The organism is Chitinophaga rupis, assembly GCF_900109685.1.
GTDB classification, from domain to species: domain Bacteria; phylum Bacteroidota; class Bacteroidia; order Chitinophagales; family Chitinophagaceae; genus Chitinophaga; species Chitinophaga rupis.
The window spans coordinates 682,842-706,178 of the sequence record NZ_FOBB01000001.1 but is presented as its reverse complement, the minus strand read 5'-3'; the positions used below and the strand labels follow the sequence as shown (position 1 = coordinate 706,178).

20 protein-coding genes are annotated in these 23,337 nt (G+C 47.2%); 14 read left to right on the top strand and 6 right to left on the bottom strand.

All coding sequences use genetic code 11. The annotated features are described in order from the left end of the window. Positions 1–125 precede the first annotated feature (125 nt). A complete protein-coding gene (ileS, locus tag BMZ54_RS02725) occupies positions 126–3,446 on the top strand; it encodes an isoleucine--tRNA ligase (protein WP_089906605.1) in 3,321 nt (1,106 codons plus the stop codon). On the opposite strand, the gene BMZ54_RS33300 is transcribed toward ileS, so the two are convergent. Continuing rightward, the gene (locus BMZ54_RS33300) at positions 3,430–3,846 is read right to left on the bottom strand and encodes a hypothetical protein (RefSeq protein ID WP_238386469.1); all 417 of its coding nucleotides are present in this window, start codon (positions 3,844–3,846) and stop codon (positions 3,430–3,432) included. The two genes, ileS and BMZ54_RS33300, sit on opposite strands and share 17 nt — an antisense overlap. Before the next feature lie 61 nt (positions 3,847–3,907). Between BMZ54_RS33300 and BMZ54_RS33295 the strand changes: the two genes are divergently transcribed. Continuing rightward, entirely contained in the window at positions 3,908–4,510 is a 603-nt protein-coding gene (locus tag BMZ54_RS33295; RefSeq protein WP_238386468.1) for a TraR/DksA family transcriptional regulator, read from the top strand. 97 nt (positions 4,511–4,607) lie between these two features. On the opposite strand, the gene BMZ54_RS02710 is transcribed toward BMZ54_RS33295, so the two are convergent. Beyond that, a complete protein-coding gene (locus BMZ54_RS02710; RefSeq protein WP_089906603.1) occupies positions 4,608–6,158 on the bottom strand; it encodes a glycosyltransferase in 1,551 nt (516 codons plus the stop codon). A 129-nt stretch (positions 6,159–6,287) separates the two neighbouring features. Further along, positions 6,288–8,114 carry an ABC transporter ATP-binding protein gene (locus tag BMZ54_RS02705; RefSeq protein ID WP_089906602.1) on the bottom strand — a complete coding sequence of 609 codons (1,827 nt, stop codon included), beginning with the start codon at positions 8,112–8,114 and terminating at the stop codon, positions 6,288–6,290. A gap of 151 nt (positions 8,115–8,265) precedes the next feature. Here BMZ54_RS02705 and rbfA point away from each other — a divergent pair, with 151 nt between their 5' ends. After that, the gene (rbfA, locus tag BMZ54_RS02700) at positions 8,266–8,640 is read left to right on the top strand and encodes a 30S ribosome-binding factor RbfA (protein WP_089906601.1); all 375 of its coding nucleotides are present in this window, start codon (positions 8,266–8,268) and stop codon (positions 8,638–8,640) included. Between the two features lie 9 nt (positions 8,641–8,649). Next, positions 8,650–9,870 (top strand): ABC transporter permease, encoded by a 1,221-nt coding sequence (locus tag BMZ54_RS02695; protein ID WP_089906600.1) that lies wholly within the window; start codon positions 8,650–8,652, stop codon positions 9,868–9,870. Between the two features lie 294 nt (positions 9,871–10,164). On the opposite strand, the gene BMZ54_RS02690 is transcribed toward BMZ54_RS02695, so the two are convergent. Beyond that, positions 10,165–11,007, bottom strand: coding sequence for a transketolase (locus BMZ54_RS02690; protein ID WP_089906599.1), 843 nt, complete (start codon positions 11,005–11,007; stop codon positions 10,165–10,167). Positions 11,008–11,418: 411 nt separating this feature from the next. Between BMZ54_RS02690 and BMZ54_RS02685 the strand changes: the two genes are divergently transcribed. Beyond that, positions 11,419–12,360 (top strand): MraY family glycosyltransferase, encoded by a 942-nt coding sequence (locus tag BMZ54_RS02685; protein ID WP_238386467.1) that lies wholly within the window; start codon positions 11,419–11,421, stop codon positions 12,358–12,360. A 310-nt stretch (positions 12,361–12,670) separates the two neighbouring features. After that, positions 12,671–13,234 carry a ribosome recycling factor gene (gene frr, locus BMZ54_RS02680; protein WP_089906597.1) on the top strand — a complete coding sequence of 188 codons (564 nt, stop codon included), beginning with the start codon at positions 12,671–12,673 and terminating at the stop codon, positions 13,232–13,234. 155 nt (positions 13,235–13,389) lie between these two features. On the opposite strand, the gene BMZ54_RS02675 is transcribed toward frr, so the two are convergent. After that, positions 13,390–14,253 carry a DMT family transporter gene (locus tag BMZ54_RS02675; RefSeq protein WP_089906596.1) on the bottom strand — a complete coding sequence of 288 codons (864 nt, stop codon included), beginning with the start codon at positions 14,251–14,253 and terminating at the stop codon, positions 13,390–13,392. A 128-nt stretch (positions 14,254–14,381) separates the two neighbouring features. Between BMZ54_RS02675 and BMZ54_RS02670 the strand changes: the two genes are divergently transcribed. The 8 genes from BMZ54_RS02670 to BMZ54_RS02635 all read left to right on the top strand — a co-directional run bounded on the left by BMZ54_RS02670 (position 14,382) and on the right by BMZ54_RS02635 (position 21,435). Further along, complete coding sequence (locus tag BMZ54_RS02670) at positions 14,382–15,131, top strand: PPK2 family polyphosphate kinase (RefSeq protein ID WP_089906595.1); 750 nt, start codon at positions 14,382–14,384, stop codon at positions 15,129–15,131. 75 nt (positions 15,132–15,206) lie between these two features. Further along, a complete protein-coding gene (gene mscL / locus BMZ54_RS02665; RefSeq protein ID WP_089906594.1) occupies positions 15,207–15,638 on the top strand; it encodes a large conductance mechanosensitive channel protein MscL in 432 nt (143 codons plus the stop codon). Positions 15,639–15,802: 164 nt separating this feature from the next. After that, entirely contained in the window at positions 15,803–16,744 is a 942-nt protein-coding gene (locus tag BMZ54_RS02660; protein WP_202909122.1) for a DUF3078 domain-containing protein, read from the top strand. A 106-nt stretch (positions 16,745–16,850) separates the two neighbouring features. Then, the gene (locus BMZ54_RS02655; protein WP_089906593.1) at positions 16,851–17,639 is read left to right on the top strand and encodes a segregation and condensation protein A; all 789 of its coding nucleotides are present in this window, start codon (positions 16,851–16,853) and stop codon (positions 17,637–17,639) included. Further along, a complete protein-coding gene (locus BMZ54_RS02650; RefSeq protein WP_089906592.1) occupies positions 17,640–18,566 on the top strand; it encodes a helix-turn-helix domain-containing protein in 927 nt (308 codons plus the stop codon). Positions 18,567–19,255: 689 nt separating this feature from the next. Continuing rightward, positions 19,256–20,134, top strand: coding sequence for a pirin family protein (locus BMZ54_RS02645; protein ID WP_089906591.1), 879 nt, complete (start codon positions 19,256–19,258; stop codon positions 20,132–20,134). 51 nt (positions 20,135–20,185) lie between these two features. After that, on the top strand, positions 20,186–20,710 hold the full coding sequence (locus BMZ54_RS02640) for a YceI family protein (RefSeq protein ID WP_089906590.1): 525 nt from the start codon (positions 20,186–20,188) through the stop codon (positions 20,708–20,710). Between the two features lie 314 nt (positions 20,711–21,024). After that, entirely contained in the window at positions 21,025–21,435 is a 411-nt protein-coding gene (locus tag BMZ54_RS02635; protein WP_089906589.1) for an OsmC family protein, read from the top strand. Between the two features lie 9 nt (positions 21,436–21,444). Here BMZ54_RS02635 and BMZ54_RS02630 read toward each other — a convergent pair whose 3' ends face one another. Beyond that, on the bottom strand, positions 21,445–23,337 hold the full coding sequence (locus tag BMZ54_RS02630) for a glycoside hydrolase family 3 protein (RefSeq protein ID WP_089906588.1): 1,893 nt from the start codon (positions 23,335–23,337) through the stop codon (positions 21,445–21,447).

Here is a 23,337-nt window from a genome sequence, read left to right as displayed (position 1 = left end):
AAAAAACATATACTGGTCCACTCTTTTTAACGCTTTTTCCGATTTTGGTGCCGCCCTATTTCGTAACTTTGCACAATTTTAATTAAAGATTTGTCTTATTAACGCCAAAAGGCGGAAATTGTTTTATGGCCAGTCAATATCAGGAATATAACCAGTTGAACTTACCGCAGATAGGAAAGGAAGTACTACAGCAATGGGAGGCACAGCAAGCGTTTGAGCAAAGCGTAACATTAAGGGAAGGCGCTACACCTTTTGTATTTTATGAAGGCCCGCCCAGCGCCAATGGTATGCCTGGTATTCACCACGTAATTTCCCGTACATTAAAAGACCTGGTATGCCGCTATAAAACCATGAAGGGCTTTCAGGTAAAACGCAAAGGCGGCTGGGATACACACGGCCTGCCGGTAGAGTTGGGCGTGGAAAAAAGCCTGGGCATTACAAAAGAAGACATCGGCAAAAAAATATCTATAGAAGAATATAATGATACCTGCCGCCGGGAGGTATTAAAATATAAAGATAAATGGGACGAGCTGACCCAGAAAATGGGCTACTGGGTTGATCTGAAGAAGCCCTATGTGACGTTTGAGAATAACTATATCGAAAGCCTGTGGTGGTGTTTGCAGCAGCTGTATAAAAAGGGATACCTGTATAAAAGCGTAAGCATACAACCTTACTCACCCGCTGCCGGTAGCGGCTTAAGCTCTGCTGAGCTGAACCAGCCCGGCTGTTATAAAGATGTAAAGGATACTACCGTAGTAGCCATGTTTAAAGCCGTGGAAGGCGACCGTTCCCGCTTTCTGTTTGAAGCAGCCGGTACCGACCAGGTATTTTTCCTGGCCTGGACCACCACCCCCTGGACCCTGCCATCCAACCTGGGCCTTACAGTAGGCGCTAATATAGAATATGCGCTGGTGCGCACTTTCAACCCCTACACCCACTTGCCGGTATGCGTAATACTGGCTAAAGACCTGGTAGACCGTCACTTTAAAAAAGAAGGGGAAGACGGTGATTTTGCAAATTATAAAGAAGGTGATAAAATAATTCCCTGGCAGATCCTGTCCGTTTTCCGGGGCAGCCAGCTGGAAAATATCCGCTATGAGCAGCTGTTGCCCTATGTACAGCCGGAAGAGGGCGATCCCTTCCGGATCCTGATAGGCGACTTTGTAACTACAGAGGATGGTACCGGTATCGTGCATACCGCCCCGGCTTTTGGTGCAGATGATAACCGCGTAGGTAAAAAGTATGGCATCGGCATTCTCACACTTGTAGACAAGCAGGGGAAATTTTTGGACACTGTGGGTGAGTTCGCTGGACGATATGTGAAAAATTACAAAGACGATCCACAGTATAAGGATGTAGATGTTGACATCGCTGTAAAACTTAAAAAAGAAAACCGCGCATTTAAAGTAGAAAAATACGAGCACAGCTATCCCCATTGCTGGCGTACTGATAAACCGGTATTATATTATCCGCTGGATGCCTGGTTCATTAAAACCACGGCCCTGAAAGACCGGATGGTAGAGCTGAATACCACTATTAACTGGAAACCGGCCTTTACCGGCACCGGCCGTTTTGGTAACTGGCTGGAGAATATGGTGGACTGGAACCTGAGCCGTAGCCGCTTTTGGGGTACTCCGCTGCCGATATGGCGTACAGAAGATGGCAGTGAGGAAAAATGTATTGGCAGCATAGAAGAGCTGAATACTGAAATAAGGAAGGCCAGTGAAGTACTGGGCGGCGATGTAAATAAACATTACCTGCACCAGGGCATCCTGGACCTGCATAAACCGTATGTGGATGATATTATACTGGTAAGCGCCGATGGTAAACCCATGCGCCGCGAGCCGGACCTGGTGGATGTTTGGTTTGATAGTGGCGCCATGCCCTATGCCCAATGGCATTTCCCCTTTGAGAATAAGGATGTTTTTGAGCAGAACTTCCCGGCCGATTTTATTTGTGAAGGCGTGGACCAAACCCGTGGCTGGTTCTATACTCTGCATGTACTGGGCGCTTTGCTGTTTGATAGCGTAGCTTATAAAACCGTAGTATCCAATGGATTAGTGCTGGATAAGAACGGTGTTAAAATGAGTAAGCGCCTGGGTAATATAATAGATCCGTTTAAGACAATAGAAGAGCTGGGCGCAGATGCTACCCGCTGGTACCTGGTAACCAATGCCAGCCCCTGGGATAGCATGAAGTTTGATACAGACGGTATAAAGGAAGTACAGCGCAAGCTGTTCTCCACCCTGTACAATACCTATAACTTCTTTGCGATGTACGCCAACCTGGATAATTTCTCATTCAGGGAAGCTTATATTCCGCTGCAGCAGCGGCCGGAAATAGACCGCTGGATCATTTCAGTCCTGAACACCCTGGTAAAAGAGGTTACTGCCTACCTGGATGATTATGAGCCCACCCAGGCAGGCCGTGTAATACAGGAGTTTGTAGATGAGCATTTAAGCAACTGGTACGTACGTTTATGCCGCCGCCGTTTCTGGAAAGGGGAGTATGAGCATGATAAAATATCTGCCTACCAAACCTTATATGAATGCCTGGAAAAGATAGCGCAGCTAATGGCGCCGGTATCACCGTTCTTTGCAGATTGGTTATTTGGCAACCTGAACAAGGTAGGGCAGCGTTCCACCGCTGCTTCCGTACACCATACCGATTTTCCGGTACCGGTAGCGGAGGCAATAGATAATGAGCTGGAAGAAAGGATGCAGTTAGCGCAGGATATATCATCTCTGGTACTATCCTTGCGTAAGAAGGTGAACATTAGGGTACGGCAGCCTCTTCAAAAGATACTAATACCGGTACTGAACCCTCACATGCAGGTACAGGTTGAGAAGATCGAACACCTGATAAAAAGTGAAGTGAATGTAAAAGGTATTGAGTATCTTACGGAAACGGAGGGCTTCATCAAGAAAAAGATTAAGCCCAATTACAAGGCGCTGGGTAGCAAGATGGGAGCAAAAATGAAAGCTGTAGCAGCTGCTATTAGCGCTTTCACGGATGCAGATATAACAGTATTAGAGCGCGATGGGGTTTACAACCTGCTGATAGACAGTGAACAACTACCGTTACAACTGTCTGATGTGGAGATTATTTCCGAAGACATACCCGGGTGGACCGTAGCTAACAAAGGCGCATTAACTGTTGCCCTTGATATTACCATTACACCACAGTTGCAGGATGAAGGGCATGCCCGGGAGCTGGTGAACCGCATACAAAAGATCCGGAAGGATAGCGGCTTTGAATTAACGGACCGGATTATGGTAAAAGTGGCAGCATCAGATACGCTGAAGTCGGCGATTATTCACTATAATGACTATATTTGCACGGAAATTTTGGCAGATAGCTTGGAAATAGTGCCGCAATTACAAGATGGTACCGAAATAGAGGTGAATGACCTTAAATTCAATGTATTAGTTAACAAAAAAAGCTAATCCCCATGGCAACAAAGAAGAAAGTTGCTAGCAAAAAGACCCAAAGGACAGCTCCGGCTAAGAAAGCGGCAGTAGTAGCAAAAAAAGCAACTGCGGCTAAAAAGCCTGCTGCCAAACCGGTAACTGCGAAAAAGGCAGCTCCGGCACCTAAAAAAGCAACTGTTAAAAAGGCAGCGCCCAAGGTAGCGGTAAAACCTGCTAAACCTGCTGCCACAAAAGCCGTGGTTAAAAAGGCTGCAGTTTCTAAATCGGCGCCCACTAAGAAAGCTGTCGTCACCAAAACAACCGCCGCACCCCCGGCCAAACAACTTGTCAAAAAAACAATCGCGCCTGCTGTAAAGCCGGTTGCAAAAAAAGTTCCTGCTGAAAAGCAGAAAGTGGTAGCTAAAAGTGTTCCCACTGAAAGAGAAAGTGAAGTAGTAAAATCATCGATTTCAAAGCAAGAAGAAAAAGAAGTTATAATGCCAGTAAAGAAGTCAGATAAGGAAAAAGAAACCGGTAAAAAAGTAGCCGCGGAAAAAACCGAAAAGACCGAGAAGGTTGAAAGGGTTGAAAAAGCCGCTACTCCGGCCAAATCGGAAAAGCCGGAAAGGACCGAGAAGAAAGGTTCTAAGTCGGCTGCCACGCTGGTCTCCTACCAGCCGGAGTTTACTAAATCCGTGCTGGATCAGCCGGATGCTCCTACCGGTCCGGTATATCGCTATAGCGATTCAGATCTGCAGGAGTTCAGGGACCTGATTACGAAAAAGCTGGAAGCAGCTAAAAAAGAGCTCGTGTACCTGCAGGGCCTTATTACCCGCAAGGACGAAGCCGGTACGGATGATACCGAAAACAAATATATGAGCATGGAAGATGGCAGCGGCTCCCAGGAAAGAGAGCAGCTGAACCAAATGGCCAGCCGCCAGATCCAGTTTATTGATCACCTGGAAAAAGCAATGGTGCGCATAGAGAACAAAACCTATGGCATTTGCCGCGTAACCGGTAAGCTTATAGACAAAGCCCGCCTGCGCGCAGTACCACACGCTACGCTGAGCATTGAAGCCAAGCTGGCCAAAAGCAAATAGTAATTAATAATTAATAATTAATAATTAATAATTAAGGGGAAGTGTTGTGTGAGCAACACTTCCCCTTATTAATTGAAGTACTTCCCTGTATTAATTATTAATTCAGCAGTGCTGCAGGTTTTTGTTCATCGTTCTTCTTAAGCTGCCGGGCCGCCAGGTATACCAGTCCTGCGCCGGCCAGCGCTACCAGGCTGCCAATGCCAATACGGCGTACCTGTTTTTTACTAATGGGCGGCAGCTTTAAACGGAACTTTTCCGGGCTGGCCTGCGCTATGCTCAGCAGCGGCGACATGTAAGGGCCGGGAATGATCTTATCAGCTACTTTTTCAATACACTCCACCTCCGTATCAAAGGCCACACCTATACCTGCTTCCTTCAGCAGGTCAGATCCTTCTACGCCGCTGCCTACATAAATAATATTCTGCGGCATTACGTGGTATTTGTGCGCTATATAAGGCAGTATGTTCTTTTTGTTATAACGCAGCAATCCATCTGTACCATCCTCACTGGGCTGCCGGAAATATTCCGGTATGCTTAGCTCGCCGGTGGCCACGCTATCATATAAATGCAGGCGGTTGGCAAATACAAAATCCATCCCCAGCTTATTCTTAATATGGCGGGCCACACATTCAAATCCGTCGGTGATCAGGCCGCAGGCATAGCCTCTCTTTTTCAGCTCATGCACCACCGCTTTAAGATCCGGCACCACGGGTATGGCATCTGCCACTTCCAGCAGCTCTGCCAGGTTACGGTCGCGGAACAGGGCAGCGGTATGCTCCAGTATGGTTACCGGGTCGCTGTAGTGTTCCAGTATTTGCTGCAGGGATACCTCGCAGTCAAAAGCATGTGCGGCCAGCTGCAGGTAATCCTGGGTAAAAACGGCTTCATCCAGGTTAAAGATCACCATCTTATGCAGCTTGTCAATAGATTCCAGGATGGAGTATTCCATTTGCTCCCGTATCAGGTTAATATTACCCAGGGTTTCCAGGTTCTCCTGCGGAAGGTTCATGTGTTCTGCCTTGTGTAAGATAGTGCGGGAAACCTCGCGCGACATTTTGCTCAGCTGCTCCCAGGTTTGCATGGCATTTTCGATCTTTCCGATATTAGCTTCTGTTATGCGGGCGCCCAGCACATGCATATCTATCAGCAGGCCAATATCTACCCCGTAATCATTTTCAAACTGCACACGGGAAAGGAATGATTTGCGCGCTGCTATCATACCACTCAGCGGCTGTTGAAAATGCGCCAGCTCCGGGAATAAAATGCTTAACAGGGGTTTGGCTACCAGCTGCGTAACGCGGCCGGCCTGCCGGGTAAAATAAGATTTAACAAAATCAGATTCGTCGTTAATGATGGGATCGGTCAATAATTCCACAATATTTTCCGGATAGGTGAGGATGTCCCCATCTATATACATCACAATGTCATATTTAGCGGCCATCAGCCCTTCCCGCATGGATATACCTTTGCCGCGCTGGCTGCTGGTAATTACCCGTACGCCTTCCTTCATGGCTTCTTCAACAGTGTTATCCCGGCTATTATCATCAACTACAATGATCTCTACCTTGCGTGTGGTCTTTTTAACTAATCTGATAACCTGCCGTACTGTGGCCCCTTCGTTTAAAACTGGAATAACGATTGAAATCATAGGGAACGCTTTGTTTTGTTATGGGTGAAAAAAAAGTGTACCTAAAAACTCTTCCAAAATGGCATAGTGTAGCGCTACCATGCCTCAAAAATGGTACCAACAGGGGTAGTGGCAGCAGGGGTGAAAAGCTTACTTAAACTCCTGCATTTCAACGAGTCGTCTGTATATTCCGTTCAATGCAATTAATTCATCATGCGTACCCCGTTCTTTTATTTCACCTTTGTCCAGCACAGCTATTTCATTCGCATGTTGTATAGTAGAAAGGCGGTGGGCAATTACCACCGTAGTGCGGTTCTCCATCAGTTTATCCAGCGCTTCCTGCACCAGCTTTTCAGATTCAGTGTCCAAAGCGCTGGTAGCTTCATCTAAAATTAATATGGGGGGATTCTTGAATATGGCCCGGGCAATGGTCAGGCGCTGGCGCTGGCCGCCGCTCAGCTTCATGCCACGGTCGCCAATGCTGGTTTCATAGCCTTCATCCAGCTGCACAATAAATTCATGCGCATTGGCAATTTTAGCGGCCTGTATCACCGCTTCCTTATCGGCATTGGGCTGGCCAAAAGCAATGTTATTGAACACGGTATCATTAAACAAAATAGCCTCCTGGGATACCATGCCCATTAAGCCGCGCACGTTTTCCATTTGCAGGTCGCGTATGTCCTGCCCGTCAATGCTGATGCGGCCTTCTGTAACATCGTAAAAACGGGGCAGCAGGTCGGCCATGGTTGACTTGCCGGCGCCGCTCTTACCTACCAGCGCTACCATTTTACCTTTCTGAATGCGGAGGTTTATATTTTTCAGCACATCCTGCTGCTCATAGCGGAAGGTAACGTTCTGATACTCGATCTCTTTCTCAAAACTACGTATAGCCGCGGCGTTAGGTTTATCCTGTATGGTGCTGGGCACATCCAGCACACGCAGCACACGCTCGCCGGCAGCCAGGCCGCGGGGCATTACCGCAAAGGCATTGGCAATATTCTTTGCCGGTGCAATGATCTGGAAGTACAGCGCAATGTAGGCAATAAAGGCGGCGGCTGTAAGCTCGCTACGCCCGGTAAGTATAAGATTGCCCGCATACACCATGATAATAACGATCACCAGCACACCCATGGTTTCAGACAACGGGGAGGCCAGCTCCCGCTGGTTTTGCATAGCCCTTACGGTCTCGGCATAATCCCCGTTTTCACGGGCAAATTTCTTTTTCATGAAGCCCTCTGCATTAAAGGCCTTGATAATACGTATACCCGATAACGTTTCCTCTGCCGTATTTACAATTTTACCCAGCAAATGCTGGCTTAGCGTCCCCTTTTTCTTTAGCTTGCCGGTGATCAGGGAGATCAGGTAGCCCGAAACAGGAAACACCAGTAAAGTGAATAGCGTAAGGGTTTTAGAGAGAATGAACAAGGCAATGAATGTGGAGATAACCTGCAGCGGATCCCGGAAAATGGTTTGGAGGGAGGTTACCACAGAAGCTTCTACTTCTACCACATCGCTGCTGATGGTGGACAGCAGATCGCCTTTACGCTCCTGCTGAAAAAAGCGCAGGGATTGGGTGCTGAACTGTGCATACAGCTTTTCACGCATCCTCATCACCATGGTTACACGCATGCGGGTAAGCACCTTCTGGCCCAGGAAGCCAAACAGGTTCTTAAGCAGCACTGCTACCAGCACCACTATGCACACATATACCAGCATACCAAACTTGCCGGTAGTATTCATATAGTAAGTGAGGTAGTAGTTAAAAACATCCTTAAAATAATCTATAGAAAGCGAGAATTTGGGTAAGTGTGTTACAACGGCCTGCTGCCCCGTGGCAAACAGCGCATCCATCAACGGCATTACAAGGGTGAAGCTGAACAGGCTGAAAATGGTATAAAGAAAAATATATACTATATATTCCGGCACATAATGGTGATAGGGCCGGGATAATTGCAGTAAGCGAAAAAACGTTTTCATTCCTAATTATTTGTCTTTTCAGCGGCAATACGGAACCCCGCATTAACCATGCAAGGTTTCATGTATCTTTGCCAGATCAGAATAAGTGCGCAAGTTACTATATTATACGGTTGTATGGTGATACAGCCGTACGACCATACAACTTTACATTATGCAGGAAACTAAGAGGCAGAAACAAGTAGGACAGTTATTACAGAAAGAGCTGAGCGATATTTTTCAGCGGATGGGGTACAACGTTATTGAAGGCGGTATGATATCGCTTTCTGCCGTACGGGTTACACCCGATCTGCTGGAAGCCAGGGTATACCTGAGCATGTTCCAGATAAAAGACAGCGCCGATATGATGGAGCGCATCAAGGAAAGGGGCTGGGAGATCCGCAAGGAGCTGGGCATGCGTGTGGGCAAGCAATTGCGCCGGGTACCGGAGCTTTCCTTTTTCCTGGATGATACACTGGATTACGTGTTCCGTATGGAGGAGCTGTTCAAAAAAATTAAGGACGACGATGCCGGTAAGGAAAACAAGTAAATACTTCTAATGATCTGGCAGTTTGCTTCCCGGTATTTCAGGGCCAAAAAATCAACCAATGCTATTAACATTATAGCATGGGTAAGTGTGGTAGCCATTGGCGTTGGCGCCGGTGCGCTTATTGTTATCCTCAGTGTTTTTAATGGTTTTGAAGGGCTGGTAAAGTCCCTGTACTCCTCTTTTTACCCCTCTGTTAAAGTAAGCCCGGTTACAGGCAAAACCATTTTGCTTAGCCCCGCGCAGCTAAAACAAATAGCTGCTGTAAAGGGAGTGGCACATTACTCCGCAGTAATAGAAGAAAAAGCGGTGATGCAGTTTGGCGAGGAAAAGACCATTGCTACACTGAAGGGGGTAGACAGCCATTATAATGAAGTAACCCGTGTAAAGGAAAAAGTGGTACGCGGCCACTTTGATACCGGTGACGAGAACGCATACCGCGCCGTATTGGGCATAGAGCTGGAAAGCGCACTGGGCGTGGATGTGGAGCGTAGTATGGTACCGGTGGATGTATATGTGCCCCGCCGCAGCGCCGGTGGGCTGCTGCCCAATGAAGCGCTGAACAGCAGCTATCTGTACCCTGCCGGCGCCTTTGCCATTCAGCAGGAGTTTAACAGCAAATATGTTATTACCAATATTGATTTTATGCGCAAACTGCTGGAGCTGGGGCCCAATGAAATGTCAGCCCTGGAAATTGCCACAGCCAATGGTACGGAGGATATCGTGCTGAAACACAGGCTGGAACAGCTATTAGGGCCGCAGTTCAAAGTCCAGACCCGCTATGAGCAAAACCAGGCGCTGTATGCTATTATGCAAACGGAAAAGTGGGCCGTGTACGTGATCCTTAGCTTTATACTGATCATAGCCGCATTTAACATGATCGGTTCCCTGTCTATGCTGGTCATTGAAAAGCAAAAGGATATTACTATCCTGAAAGCTATGGGCGCGCGGCAGCAGCTGATCATGAAAATATTTTTGGCAGAGGGCTTGATCATTGCGGGGATAGGAGCAGGCCTGGGGTTTGGACTGGGCGCGCTGGTATGCTGGATACAGCAGCAGTTTGGCGTTATAAAGCTGGAAGGCGCTTCTTTCCTGGTAGATGCTTATCCCGTAAGCATGCACCCTATGGATTTTGTGCTGGTAAGCATTACGATTATTGTAATCGGCATCGGCGCCAGCTGGTACCCGGCAAGGCGGGCATCGATGTTGGGGATAGAGCTGAAGGCAACGTGAGGGTGAGTTGAATTACGAATTATTTAATTACGAATTACGAATTGGGTACTGCTGATAGCAGGCCTTTTCGGTAAAGGAATAAATAACAAAAGGGAAGATCGTTATCATTAACGACCTTCCCTTTTTATTTAAAAGCACTGATTACCAATCAAAAATTACAAACAGGTACCACAACATCCGCTGCATTCCATTCGTAATTATTCATATCATAATTACTTTCAATGGCATTCCCCGCTTGATGGGGCAGGCTATGTCCCGCCAAGCGGGATCGTAATTAAATAATTCGTAATTAAATTAATAGTCTCCTAACGATGTAGCCGGCAGCTGCTCCAGGGCTTTAGCCAGTTGCTCGTCGCTGGGGGCAATACCATGCCATTCATGGTGGCCTTCCATAAAGTCAACCCCTTTACCCATCACAGTTTTCATCATTATGGCAATAGGTTGTCCCTTACCGGTAAGGCTTTTAGCCTTTTCCAGGGTAGCTACCACCTCATCCAGGTCGTTACCGTTTTCCAGTACGATCACGTTCCAGCCAAAAGCTTTGAATTTTGCCGGCAGGTCGCCCAGGCCGCCAATCTGGTCGGTAGGTCCGTCAATTTGCTGACCGTTCCAGTCAACTGTAATGATCAGGTTATCCACTTTATGGTGGGGGGCAAACATAATAGCTTCCCAAACCTGTCCTTCTTCCAGCTCGCCGTCACCATGCAGGGAAAACACCAGGCCTTTATCGTTATTCAGCTTTTTGGTCAGTGCAGCGCCTATAGCCACGCTCATACCCTGGCCCAGGGAGCCGCTGGCGATCCGGATACCCGGCAGGTGCTCATGGGTAGTGGGGTGGCCCTGCAGGCGGGAGTTAAGTTTGCGGAAAGTGCTCAGTTCTTCGGTGGGAAAATAACCTGATCTGGCTAATGCGCTGTAATACACCGGGGAAATATGCCCGTTGGACAGCACAAACATATCCTGATCCTTGGCATCCATGTCAAAGGGCTGGGGGGTATGCTGCATTACCTTAAAAAATAAGGCGGCAAAATAATCGGTGCATCCCAGGGAGCCACCAGGGTGGCCGCTTTGCACGGCATGTACCATGCGTACAATATCCCTTCTTATCTGAGTGGCAATTTCTTGAAGCTTCGGCATGATAGTTGCAATTTTTTTAAAATGGCAAAACTAAGAGATATTTACCAAGATTTAGAGAGCGAGATCCACAAACTTTTACGAAATTAGTGTTCGGGTAGTCACGGTTTTTTAGTTTTTGAATTTTATTGATATTCATTTAATTGAATTTAATATCTTTGTATAATCTAGTATTATAACCCCCTACTGATGGAGAATGTATTAATTGCAAGCGTCCTAAGTTTTGTTGTCACTTATTTTGCAATCCCGGTACTGATCAGGGTTGCAGAATTAAAGCACTTGTACGACGAACCGGATGAAAGAAAATCGCATAAGACCAATATTCCTACCTTAGGGGGTATCGGCTTCTTTTCGGGCTTTGTGATGGCAGCCGCGGTATGTGCACCGTCGTTGGCAAATTCCCCTTTTCAGTATATGATAGCAGCCTTCTTTATCATCTTCATGGTGGGTTTGAAGGACGATATCATAGGGCTGTCCCCGTTAAAAAAGCTCATAGGTCAGCTGATCGCCTCTTTTGCGGTAATATATCTGGGTAACCTCCAGATCAACAGCATGTATGGTTTTCTGGGTATCAATGCTTTACCCCCTCACTTCGGGCTGTTGCTCACGTATTTTACTTTCCTGGTAATTATTAATGCCTTTAACCTGATAGATGGGGTAGACGGCCTGGCCGGCAGCATTGGTATGCTGGTATCCTGTATTATGGGCACTTACTTCCTGTACGCCGGCGAAACGCTGTATGCAGTACTGGGATTTGGCCTGGCCGGCGGGTTGGCAGCTTTCCTGATCTACAATATTTCCCCGGCACGTATTTTCATGGGCGATACCGGCTCTCTGCTGGTAGGCCTGGTAAATGCCATCCTTATAGTAAAGTTTATAGAAGTAGCCGGTAACCCGGCTGCGAAATTGCCGGTTAATGGTGTACCGGCAGTAGCTTTTGCCATCTTGATAGTACCCCTGTTCGATACGCTGCGGGTATTTTCTATCCGTATGCTCAAAGGCCGGTCTCCTTTCACGGCAGACCGTAATCACATTCACCATTACCTGCTGGAACTGAAGCTGAACCACAAGCAAACCACCCTGGTGGCTGTGGCCTCTAACATAGTATATGTAGCTGCTGCCTTTGCGCTGCAGGATCTGGGTACAAACTACCTGCTGCTGCTGGTAACCGGTTCTGCCGGTATCCTGACCATTGGGCTGTACCTGGCCAAGAAAAAGAAGGCTGCACCCAAACTTACACCCGCAACAGTATTACCAGCTGTTACACCGGCAACCGTAACCGTGAACAAAGAGCCGGTTATTGCCAAACCCAAAATACTGAGGGTAAACCCCGAAGGTATGCTGCAAGACAAATAATGCTAAACGCTAAACGCATAAAGCTGAACGCCTGATACTTCATAGTGTCAGGCGTTTTTGCTTAAGGAGTATTGCATTAGCAGGCAACATGCAGCTGATGTATATCACTGCCTGGGACTCAGCTTTGTGCTTTCTGCTTTAAGCTTTCCGCTTTCTCCCATCCTCTATATACTCTCCGTGTTTTATATGTTAACTATTGAATTGTAGCAGCTACGCATTCAGCGTTCCGCGTTCCGCATTTAGCCTTCCGCGTTCTTTGACGATTAAAAGAAATCCTGTAGGTTTGCAGGCACTTAACTAATTTTTTGCTATGCAAGACGATCTAGCCTTAATTATGGAGGATGCTACAGATTCCATGGAAAAAGCCATTAAACACCTGGAAGTAGAGCTCACGAAGATCAGGGCCGGTAAAGCAAATCCCCAGATACTGGATGGTTTATCCGTTGACTATTACGGTTCCAGTACCCCGCTTAACCAGGTGGCCAATGTAAGCGTGGCCGATGCACGCACCCTTACTATTCAGCCCTGGGAAAAGAACATGATACAGCCTATTGAAAGGGCTATCATAGCGGCCAACATTGGCCTTAACCCGCAGAACGATGGACAGATGATCCGTCTATTCCTGCCTCCTTTAACAGAAGAGCGCCGCCGGGAGTTTGTAAAACGTGCAGCCGGTGAAGGCGAGCAGGGTAAAGTATCCATCCGCAGCATTCGCCGTGATGCTATTGAAAACATTAAGAAACTGCAGAAAGAAGGGTTAAGCGAAGACATTGCCAAAGATGCCGAAGCCGATATTCAAACCCTCACGGATAAATATATTGTCCTGATAGACAAACATTGCGCTACCAAGGAAAAAGAAATTATGGCCATTTAATAAATGTGCTAAACGCATAAAGCTGAATGCCTGATACTCCAAAGTGTCAGGCATTTTTGCTTGGGTAAGTTTTTAGCATGCCGCAATGTAAGCTCCTCCCCATGTTCCGCATTTAGCATTAAGCGTTAAGCATTCATCGTTTAGCACATTTAAACCTATTTCTTGTTCACCAGGTACACCCCTCCCAATATTACTCCCAAACACAGTACCTGCACCCAGCCGATCTGCTCACCTGCCAGTAAGCCCCAGCCAATAGCCACTACCGGTAACGCATATGTGACCATGGATGCGAATACAGAACCGGCCTTTTGTATCAGTATGTAAAACAATACAGTAGCAATACCGCTGCCCAGCACACCCAGCGTAGTAGCTGCGGATAAGGATATCCACGGCGCATGCGGGCCGGCGAACAGCGGAAAAAAGTTGCTGAACAGCAATACCGGGAAAGTGAACAGGGCACAAAAGAATAATGCAATAGAGCTTAGCTGTACAGAGCTGAAACCCTTCAGATAATGGTGTACCAGGCTAATGTTCACCCCATAACAAACCGTAGCCAGTAGTATGAAAAAGCCGTAATACCAGTACCCGGTGTTAACGCCATTGGCCGCAAATAAGCCCACCACACCTAACAGGCCAATGCTAACGCCGATCAGTTGCTTCTTTTCAAAGGGGCTTTTAAAAATAACCAGGCCTGCCAGCAGCGCCATTAACGGGGTAAGCGCATTCAATATGCCTGCCAGCGCGCTGTCTATGCGGGTTTCCGCCAGGCAAAACAAATAAGCAGGAATGCCATTGCCCAATATGCCCGATAAAATGATCACCGGGATCTTATTACGCGGTGTTTGCCTTATGTATTTGAAAAAAAATGGCAGCAGTGACAGGCCGGCAGCTAGCATACGTACGCTGGCCACCTGGTAGGATTGCAGGCCTTCCATGCCTATTTTCATGAGTATAAAAGAGCTGCCCCAGGTAAGAGATAATAGTAAAAAGATGCTCCAGTGAACCAGGCGTTTATCCAAGACGGTAGATTTTTTGAGGAACAAAGGTCTGTATAAGCGGCCATTCCCCCAAGTGTTTTCATGGGCCCGCAACAGTTAAACAACTTATTTGTTAATTTTAGTCATAGCAAGCATATACCTTCCCTTTTATGGCAAAGATCAAACTGTCGGACATCAGCACTACGGCGCCCAAAAAACTGGATAAAGAAGTAATTAAAGCTAACACCCGGGAGCTGATCGCGGAGCTGGATGAGCTGCAGAACCTGTTGTATGCCCAGCGCCGGCATTCGGTGCTGGTGGTATTACAAGGCATGGATGCCAGCGGTAAGGATGGCGTGGTGCATAATGTGCTGGGGCAAATGAACCCGCTGGGCGTAAGGGTACAACCGTTTAAAGCCCCAACGGAGGAGGAAATGGAGCATGATTTTTTATGGCGCATTCATCGCCATGTACCAGGCAAAGGCATGATACATGTTTTTAACCGCTCGCATTATGAAGATGTATTGGTACAAAGGGTACACAAATGGGTAGATGAAAAGACCATTCAGAAAAGAATGGATGCGATCAACGATTTTGAAAAACTATTAACAGAACATAATGACACCCATATACTGAAGTTCTACCTGCACATATCCCCCGAAGCTCAGGCAGAGCGCCTGGAAGAGCGCATGCAGGACCCGCGTAAAATGTGGAAGTATAACGCGAATGATCAGGAAGAGGCTAAGCTGTGGAAACAATACCGCAAGGCTTATGAAGATGTATTTGAACAGTGTAACAACATACCCTGGACCATTGTACCGGCAGACCACAACTGGTATAAAGAATACATAGTGGCCAAAACGTTAAAGGATACCCTAAAAGGTCTGAAAATGAAATACCCTGGCCTAAAGCAGAAATAATGCCTTAATAATGAACCGGTTCCGGAAGATATGATTATTTTGTGCCCGTAATTCGTAACCATAAAACCTTTCCATATGTCGTTCTTTAAAGAATTCAAAGAATTTGCCGTAAAAGGCAACGTAATGGATCTGGCAGTGGGTGTGATCATTGGAGGAGCTTTTGGCAAGATCGTAACATCGTTGGTAGACAACATTATTATGCCTGTTGTAGGCTTATTCCTGCAAGGCAGAAGCTTTAAGGATCAGTTTGTGTTACTGGACAAAAGTAAAGGTGATTTTGCCACCCTGGATGCTGCCCAAAAGGCAGGGGTAGCTACATTTGCTTATGGTGCGTTTATTCAGAATATCATTGACTTTATTATTATAGCCTTCTGCGTGTTCCTGCTGGTTAAATTTATGAACCGCTTAACACGTAAAAAAGAGGCCGTTGCACCAGCCGGGCCCCCGGAACTTACTACACAGGAAAAATTACTCACGGAGATCAGGGATGCGCTTAAATCCAGGTAAGTATTACTGGTATCTTATGTTGCAAGCTCTTTATTCAATGAATAAGGGAAAGGAAACCAATTGTTGTAATCACTGAAACCTCTGTTACCATGCAACCATTATCGTGCAGTACCATCACCCCGCTGCCGCAAGGCCGGTTTATAAAAAAAACAAACTATTTGCTGATGAAATTGAAGTTTACAGGGTTATTCCTTTTATGCTTTTTAACAGGCATGTATACACTCCATGCCCAGGATTGGAGAACAGAACGTGAGGAGATGGAAAAGAAGTTCAAGCTCACACAGGAAGATACAGCCAAAGCGCGCTGGCGCAAAGGCGGCTTGTTTAATGTAAATATCAACCAGGGCACCCTTTCCAACTGGGCTGCGGGTGGCGATAAATTCACCTTCTCCGTAGCCTCTACCTTTACCGGTTATATTGCCTACCGGCAGGGGCGCAAAACCTGGGATAACGTGCTGGACCTGGCTTACGGTTATGTAAGGACCACCAGCTTAGGCAGCCGTAAAAGTGATGACCGTATAGACTTTACCAGCAAATATGGTTACGACATTGGTAACCATTGGTACCTGAGCGCATTATTTAACCTGCGCACCCAGTTCACTAAAGGTTACCTGTATGACAGTGTGCCGCCGCAGCTTACCTCCCGTTTCTTTTCACCGGCCTATGTACTGTTAGCGCCTGGTTTTGATTATAAGCCTAATGAGGCATTGTCGGTGTTCATGACGCCCATCTCCGCCCGTTTCCTGATTGTAATGGACGATTACCTCTCATCCATAGGCGCTTATGGGGTAGATAGCGGCAAACATGTGCTGTACCAGATGGGTGCTTACGTGTCCGTGAACTATGTAAAGGAGATCATGAAGAATATTACTTTCAAAACCCGGCTGGACCTGTTCTCCGACTACCGGCATAACCCCCAGAACATAGATGTGTTTATGACCAACGCATTGATGCTGAAGGTAAATAAATACATTACTGCCAACCTGAACGTAGACCTGATCTATGACGATGACGTTAAAGAATTTATAAACGAAAAAACCGGTGTAAAGGGGCCACGATTGCAGGTCAAGGAGGTCATAGGCATCGGATTCTCGGCCCGGTTCTAAAGGATTTTCACTATTTTTGGTAGATTACTTTTGCACTAACAGGCATAAATGGTATCATTTATGCCTGTAGTACATTAATTATTAATTCTTCATTATTAATTATAAGGTGAGCGATAACAGCTACAAAATAAAACTACCACAATTTGAAGGGCCTTTTGACCTGCTCCTGTTCTTTATAGAAAGAGATGAGCTGGATATTTACAATATTCCCATCAGCAAGATCACACAGGACTTCCTGGAGTACATTCATCACATGAAGTCCCTGAACATTGAGCTGGCCAGTGAATTCATCCTGTTCGTAGCCACCCTTATGCGCATCAAGGCCAAAACCCTGCTGCCCCGTAAAGAGGTTGATGAGCAGGGGAATGAAATTGACCCCCGCCTGGAGCTGGTGGATAAGATCCTGGAATACAAACGGTACAAGCAGGCCGCAGCAGAGCTGGCAGAAAAAGAGGCGGAACGTATGCTGCAGATAAAACGCGGTAATATAGCCAGGGAGCTGGCAGAAATAGGGGAAGTGACCAGCGAAGGTACAGAGGTGCAAACCCTCACGCTTTTTAAGCTCACCAAAACCTTTGAAAAGGTAATGCAGCGCATTAAGGCGCAGCAAAATAAACCCCAGCACGTGGTGTACAAGTATGATTACACCATGGAAGGTTCCCGCGAGTATATGATGGACCTGGCCCGGGTGGAAAAAACACTGGCCTTTGAAAAGATCTTTGACCACTGTAAAGACCGTATTCACGCTATTTTCCTGTTCCTGAGCATGTTGGAGCTGGTACAGCAGAAATACCTGGGTATTATGGTAGGCGAGGGCCGCAATAACTTTATTATTGATTACGTAGACCCTGCCGACAGGGAAGAAGAAGTAGCAGGCGTGTTTGAAAAAGATTAAATGGCTGAGAAAAGAGATCATATTGAAATAGTGTCCCTGCCGGAGTATGCCACGGCAGATGCGTCTTTTGTGGTATCCACCCTCTGCTCCCTGGGGCCTGATTTTTTTGCTCATAATGAAGCGCCTCACCGGCATGAGTTCTACACTATTTACTGGATCAAAAAAGGTGAGCTTACTCATACTATTGATACCGTTACCCACGTGGTAAAACGGAACACCCTTTTTTTCCTGGCCCCGCGCCAGGTGCATAAAATGCACTTTAGTGAAAAGGTGGATGGTTACATGATCGCTTTCCCGGATGCTTTTATGTGCCTGCAGGAAGCCGCTAATATGGCAGGTATCCAGTCCAGCCTGTTCATCAACAACCAGTTCAGCAGCGTTATTACGCTGGATGCAGAACAGGAAAAAGAGTTTGAGGTGATTGTACAGCGTATGATGCGGGAAATGCAGGAGAAAGAAGCCGGTTATGAAACCGCGCTCCATAGCCTGCTGCGTTATTTCCTGGTGCTGGCATCCCGTATAAAAGGCGCCAGCATGGCTGCTGTGCCGGAGCAGTTTGCCGCGCATAACAGCTCCGTATTCCTGCACTTTAAGAACCTGATAGAAGAGAATTATCACCATTTAAAAAATGTGTCCGACTATGCGGACCAGCTGCATATAAAACCGGTGCTGCTGAACGATATCAGCAAGCAATTATCCGGCATTACCGCCGGTGAGCATATCCGCAACCGCATTATACTGGAAGCCCAGCGCTACCTGTATAATACTGACCTTACGGCCAAGGAAATAGCCTATAAGCTGGGGTTTGAAGATCCGCACTACTTTAGCCGCTTTTTCAAGAAATACACCAATCAAAGCCCTTCTGAGTTCCGGGATGCTGCCCGTGCCGGTGCGCCGGTAAATGGGTTAAGCGCTCCTATCCTGTAAAAGATCATCCTTTTAAGATATGAATGAAGTTGATCCGGGTCAATATGCAGGCGCATATTGGTTTCGGTTAAGCATTCGTGTGCTATACTTCAAAGGCGTGGCACATTCATATGTAACCCCTGCGTAATTGCTGCGCAACCAGGGTACCGCCCTCCTAAAACAGCCCTTTTTCCCTACTGACATCCCTGCGCAACTCCTCCCCCCTACATAAAAACCTACCCTTTTTATCACTCAAGTTTATTCCTATAAGGTTTAGCCTGAAACGCGGAAGAAAAGACGGTTGAGCCGGAGGGTTACAGAAGGTTTATTCCTATAAGGTTTAGCCTAAAAACCCGACCCGAATTGCGCACGGGTTGCACCCGAATTGCGCCCGAATATCAGCCGCATTGCGGAGGGGGGCTCATCCGTCCTTATCTTACTTCATGTTCCTTCCATGTCTTTCTCATGTGTTTCTCATGTCTTTCCCTCCTAAATCCCATGTTTTTCTCTGGTCCATCTCTAGTGAAGTTCATGTCAGGGCCCTGTTAGTATGCTTAAACTGTTCATTTACAATAAATTAATTTGTAATAACCCTATCTTTTGCTTTCCTTGGCTTCCGGCATTTAAAAAAAGTACACCACTTACATCATTTAATCCATTTCCAACATTTGTTGCAACATGTAATTTTGTGTCGTATTCAGGAGGTAAAAATGAATATCACAAAAACAACAAAAAGGGTAATTGAAATATACAAAGCGCCGGCGCCGCATATGGTGGGAGACGGATTCAGTGTACAGAACGTGTTCCCGAACGGGAACCGGCTCGGAAGGCGCATCAGCCCCTTCTTTCTGCTGGATTATGGAGCGCCGGCCTACTTTCCGCCCAGCGATAAACCGCGCGGGGTAGATGAACATCCCCACCGCGGCTTTGAAACGGTAAGTATTGTATACCAGGGAGCCCTGGAACACCGGGATTCTGCCGGTAATTATGGTAAGCTCTATGCCGGTGATGTGCAGTGGATGACCGCCGCTTCCGGTGTGGTGCATGAAGAGAAACATGAGAAAGAGTTCACCAGGCGTGGTGGTACGCTGGAAATAGCACAGTTATGGGTGAACCTGCCTAAAGCGTATAAAATGAGCGCACCGCGCTACCAGGAGCTGTTAAAAGAACAGATACCCGTTGTACCGGTTGGCAATAACAGTAAGGTACGTGTAATAGCCGGCGCGTTTAATGGTCAGCAAGGGCCCGCTCAAACCTTTACTCCCATCAATTTGCTGGATATAAAGCTGGCAGCCGGTGATACAGTTGATCTGCATTTGCCGGAAGCTTATAACACCGGTATTGTAGCGCTGCATGGAGAAGTGAACTATAACGGTACCCATAACGCCCAATCCGTGGAAATAGCAATGTTTGACACTGCCGGGGAGGATATAACGGTAACGGCTATATCCGACGCCACACTGCTGGTGCTGAACGGCCAGCCCATTGATGAACCCATTTTTGCCTACGGCCCGTTCTTAATGAACACGCAGCAGGAGATCATGGAAGCCATTGATGATTACAATGCCGGCAAAATGGGACACTTATAAAAATTGATAATAACAACAAATAATATAACTAACTACTTAAACAAAAAACATATGACAACCTGGAAAATTGATCCTGCACACAGCGAAGTACAATTCAAGGTAAAACACCTTATGATCACTACCGTTACCGGCCAGTTCGGCAGCTTTGATGCTACCGTAGAAGCGCCCGGTGAAGATTTTTCGAACGCCAGCATTAAGTTTGAAACAGAGGTAGCCAGCATCAGCACAAAAAATGCAGACCGTGATGCACATCTGCAGGCAGCTGACTTTTTTGATGCAGCCAATTACCCTAAGATCACTTTTGTATCTAAAGAAGTAAAGAAAATAGACGACGAAAATTATAAAGTAGCCGGCGACCTTACCATTCGTGGTAATACCAAACCGGTAGAGTTAAACGTAGAATACGGTGGTACGCAAAAAGATCCCTGGGGCCAGACCAAAGCCGGTTTTGAGCTTTCCGGTAAGATCAACCGTAAAGATTTTGGCCTCACCTTCCATGCAACTACCGATACCGGTGGCGTGGTGTTAGGCGATGATGTGAAACTGCTTGGCAGCGTACAGTTCATTAAACAATAAGGAATATACACAGAGAGGGTTCATACGGACAGACGACCATAATAAGATTAATCAGCAAGGCACAACAGAACAGGAAACACACCCTGGCAATGGTGAGATTGATAACGGAAAAGGAGTAACAACAGCAAGGCAATAACGATTAACAGCAACATACAATATACCGCTTCGTAAAGATCAGGAAACCATTAGCAAGTACTGTTAAAAGAGATGCAGAATCAGTTGTCAGGAGAAAACGTAAACCGTCCCGGTTATTACCGGGGCGGTTTTTTTTAGTAATTTCATTACCGTTATTTCACCTCAAAAAAAGATAGACGATGAAAAGAACTGCAACTGCTAACTGGCAAGGCACCGGTAAGGAAGGTAAAGGCAACCTTACCACGCAAACGGGCATATTAAATAAAACACCTTATTCATACAACAGCCGGTTTGAAGAAGGCCCCGGTACTAACCCCGAGGAGCTGATAGCCGCCGCACATGCAGGCTGTTTTTCCATGAAGCTGAGCTTTCTGATCTCCGGCGCAGGTTTTACCCCGGAAAATATTGAAACCAAAGCCACCATTACCTTGGAGAATGGCGCTATTACCAACAGCCACCTGGTATTGTACGCCAAAGTACCCAACCTGGATAAAGCCCGGTTTGATGAATTTGTAGAAGATGCAAAACATAACTGCCCGGTATCGAAGCTGCTGAATACAAATATCACACTGGAAGCAACGCTTGCGTAATTCGTAATTCTAATAGCTCAGTCCTGCGCCAAACTTATACAGCGGGTTCTTGGAATCATACGGCACATCTTCTTTCTGCTGCCGTACCGCTTCCATGGAGGATGGCAGCTCAATAGGCAGCTTACCGCCGGGGTTGGCTTTGCCAAAGATCACATCCAGCACGGCAGCGTCACTGGCGCCGAAATCTGCCAGCAGGCCTTTGGCAGCTGCATTAATTTCAGGTATCACAGCCGGCCGGTCCAGGTAAATATCTACAATGGTAGGGGTGGTATGCAGCAACTGCAGAATGCTGTCTTTCTGTTTGCCTTTAAAATCAAGATCGCCGTGGTGGAACATCCGTGCAAAAGCGTTCGGTGAGTTTACCGGGTACCAGGGCGTGTTCAGGCGTATGATGGCAATGTCGGCATCCGCCGGTTTTTCCACCACAATACCGTACTGTGCGGCTACTTTTGCATCAATATTCTTTATATAAATATGCAGCTTGCCGCTGGGCAGCGGCAGCTTTTTTTCATCATTCTTCAGCAGGGTGATGGCTTTGCGCTGGGAGGCTTCCCCGGCTTGCTGAAAGTCCGCATTGCCTATCATGGTAGCGGCATTGTCCACATCTACAAAAGGGTTATCAAACAAACCCAGCTCAAACTTCTGGCGCAGCAGCCTTCTAACGGAACTATCTATACGCGCTTCGCTAACCTGTTTACTTTTTACCAGCTGCACCACTACTTCCGGGAGGTTCTCGCCTCCAAACTGGTCTACGCCGGCATCCAGCAGCTTTTTCACCCGTTCTGCCGTATTCAGTTTTTCCACGCCCCAGGCCCTGGCGGGCCAGGTTACATCACCCATTTTCAGGTCAGTGATCAGGCCCCAGTCCGTACACACCACACCATCAAAATGATATTTTTCCCGCAGCATACCGGTAATAATAGCCTTGTTATAGGCAAAACCTACATTTTCATTCGTCTGGTCCATAGGTACGCCGTAATAAGGCATTATGGCTGCAGTATGTGCATTAAATGCCGCTTCAAAAGGTATCAGGTGGTAGTTGAAATTATGGCCCGGGTATACCTGTCCTTTCTGGAATTCAAAATGTGGATCCAGTCCTTCTTTTTGGGGGCCGCCGCCGGAGAAGTGTTTGGTCATACAGGCCACGCTTTGTGCATTCAGGGTATCGCCCTGGTAGCCCCGTATATAGGCGGCTGTTAGTTTGGCGGCCAGCTGCGCATCTTCCCCAAAGGTGCCGCTAATGCGGGGCCAGCGTGGTTCCGTGGCCAGGTCGGCCTGCGGGTGCAGGGCTTCCCGGATGCCTACGGCCAGGTATTCCTGCCGGGATGCGTTGGCAAAAGTGCGCGTTACCTCCGGGTCGCCAATAGCAGCCAGGCCTAAAGGTTCGCACCACTGTGAAAAGCGGGTAGCCTGCATGGCAAAAATATTATTGCTGAAATGGTTGCGCGGGTCCGATGCAATGGTTACGGGAATGCCTAAACGCGTAGCAGCCGCATGCTGCTGCACATTGTTATACCAGGTGGCCATTTCTTTAGGCCCGGCCGGGATCTGCCACAGGTTAAAGTGGTTCATTTTCTTTTCGTCCATCAGCTTAACAGCCGCCGGCACCGGCATCGGGCTGCCATCCGGTTTATCATCCAGGGTGCCGTCTGCATTCACTTTAGTACCGTTAATGAATAACATACCGGCTTTTTCTTCCAGCGTCATTTGCCGCAATACATCGCCCACACGCTGTTCCAGCGGCTGCCGTTTATCTTCATAAATATCCAGCTGTCCGTTTTTATTAAGATCACGGAACGTAACACCATTAATGGTAAGCGTACCGTCCTTATTCTTTTTGGGCCCCTGGTGGCAGGCTGCCAGCAGGCATGTACCCAGGAGAACGGGGAGCAATGTTTTCAT

What these genes read in the sequence shown, in the direction of transcription:
- ileS (WP_089906605.1), top strand. Translation starts at nt 126, where the DNA reads ATGGCCAGTCAATATCAGGAATATAACCAGTTGAACTTACCGCAGATA.
- BMZ54_RS02695 (WP_089906600.1), top strand. Translation starts at nt 8,650, where the DNA reads ATGATCTGGCAGTTTGCTTCCCGGTATTTCAGGGCCAAAAAATCAACC.
- BMZ54_RS02640 (WP_089906590.1), top strand. Translation starts at nt 20,186, where the DNA reads ATGACAACCTGGAAAATTGATCCTGCACACAGCGAAGTACAATTCAAG.
- BMZ54_RS02710 (WP_089906603.1), bottom strand. Translation starts at nt 6,158, where the DNA reads ATGATTTCAATCGTTATTCCAGTTTTAAACGAAGGGGCCACAGTACGG.
- BMZ54_RS02635 (WP_089906589.1), top strand. Translation starts at nt 21,025, where the DNA reads ATGAAAAGAACTGCAACTGCTAACTGGCAAGGCACCGGTAAGGAAGGT.
- BMZ54_RS02685 (WP_238386467.1), top strand. Translation starts at nt 11,419, where the DNA reads ATGATAGCAGCCTTCTTTATCATCTTCATGGTGGGTTTGAAGGACGAT.
- BMZ54_RS02705 (WP_089906602.1), bottom strand. Translation starts at nt 8,114, where the DNA reads ATGAAAACGTTTTTTCGCTTACTGCAATTATCCCGGCCCTATCACCAT.
- BMZ54_RS02670 (WP_089906595.1), top strand. Translation starts at nt 14,382, where the DNA reads ATGGCAAAGATCAAACTGTCGGACATCAGCACTACGGCGCCCAAAAAA.
- BMZ54_RS02645 (WP_089906591.1), top strand. Translation starts at nt 19,256, where the DNA reads ATGAATATCACAAAAACAACAAAAAGGGTAATTGAAATATACAAAGCG.
- BMZ54_RS02690 (WP_089906599.1), bottom strand. Translation starts at nt 11,007, where the DNA reads ATGCCGAAGCTTCAAGAAATTGCCACTCAGATAAGAAGGGATATTGTA.
- BMZ54_RS02660 (WP_202909122.1), top strand. Translation starts at nt 15,803, where the DNA reads ATGAAATTGAAGTTTACAGGGTTATTCCTTTTATGCTTTTTAACAGGC.
- BMZ54_RS02650 (WP_089906592.1), top strand. Translation starts at nt 17,640, where the DNA reads ATGGCTGAGAAAAGAGATCATATTGAAATAGTGTCCCTGCCGGAGTAT.
- BMZ54_RS02630 (WP_089906588.1), bottom strand. Translation starts at nt 23,337, where the DNA reads ATGAAAACATTGCTCCCCGTTCTCCTGGGTACATGCCTGCTGGCAGCC.
- rbfA (WP_089906601.1), top strand. Translation starts at nt 8,266, where the DNA reads ATGCAGGAAACTAAGAGGCAGAAACAAGTAGGACAGTTATTACAGAAA.
- frr (WP_089906597.1), top strand. Translation starts at nt 12,671, where the DNA reads ATGCAAGACGATCTAGCCTTAATTATGGAGGATGCTACAGATTCCATG.
- mscL (WP_089906594.1), top strand. Translation starts at nt 15,207, where the DNA reads ATGTCGTTCTTTAAAGAATTCAAAGAATTTGCCGTAAAAGGCAACGTA.
- BMZ54_RS33295 (WP_238386468.1), top strand. Translation starts at nt 3,908, where the DNA reads ATGCCAGTAAAGAAGTCAGATAAGGAAAAAGAAACCGGTAAAAAAGTA.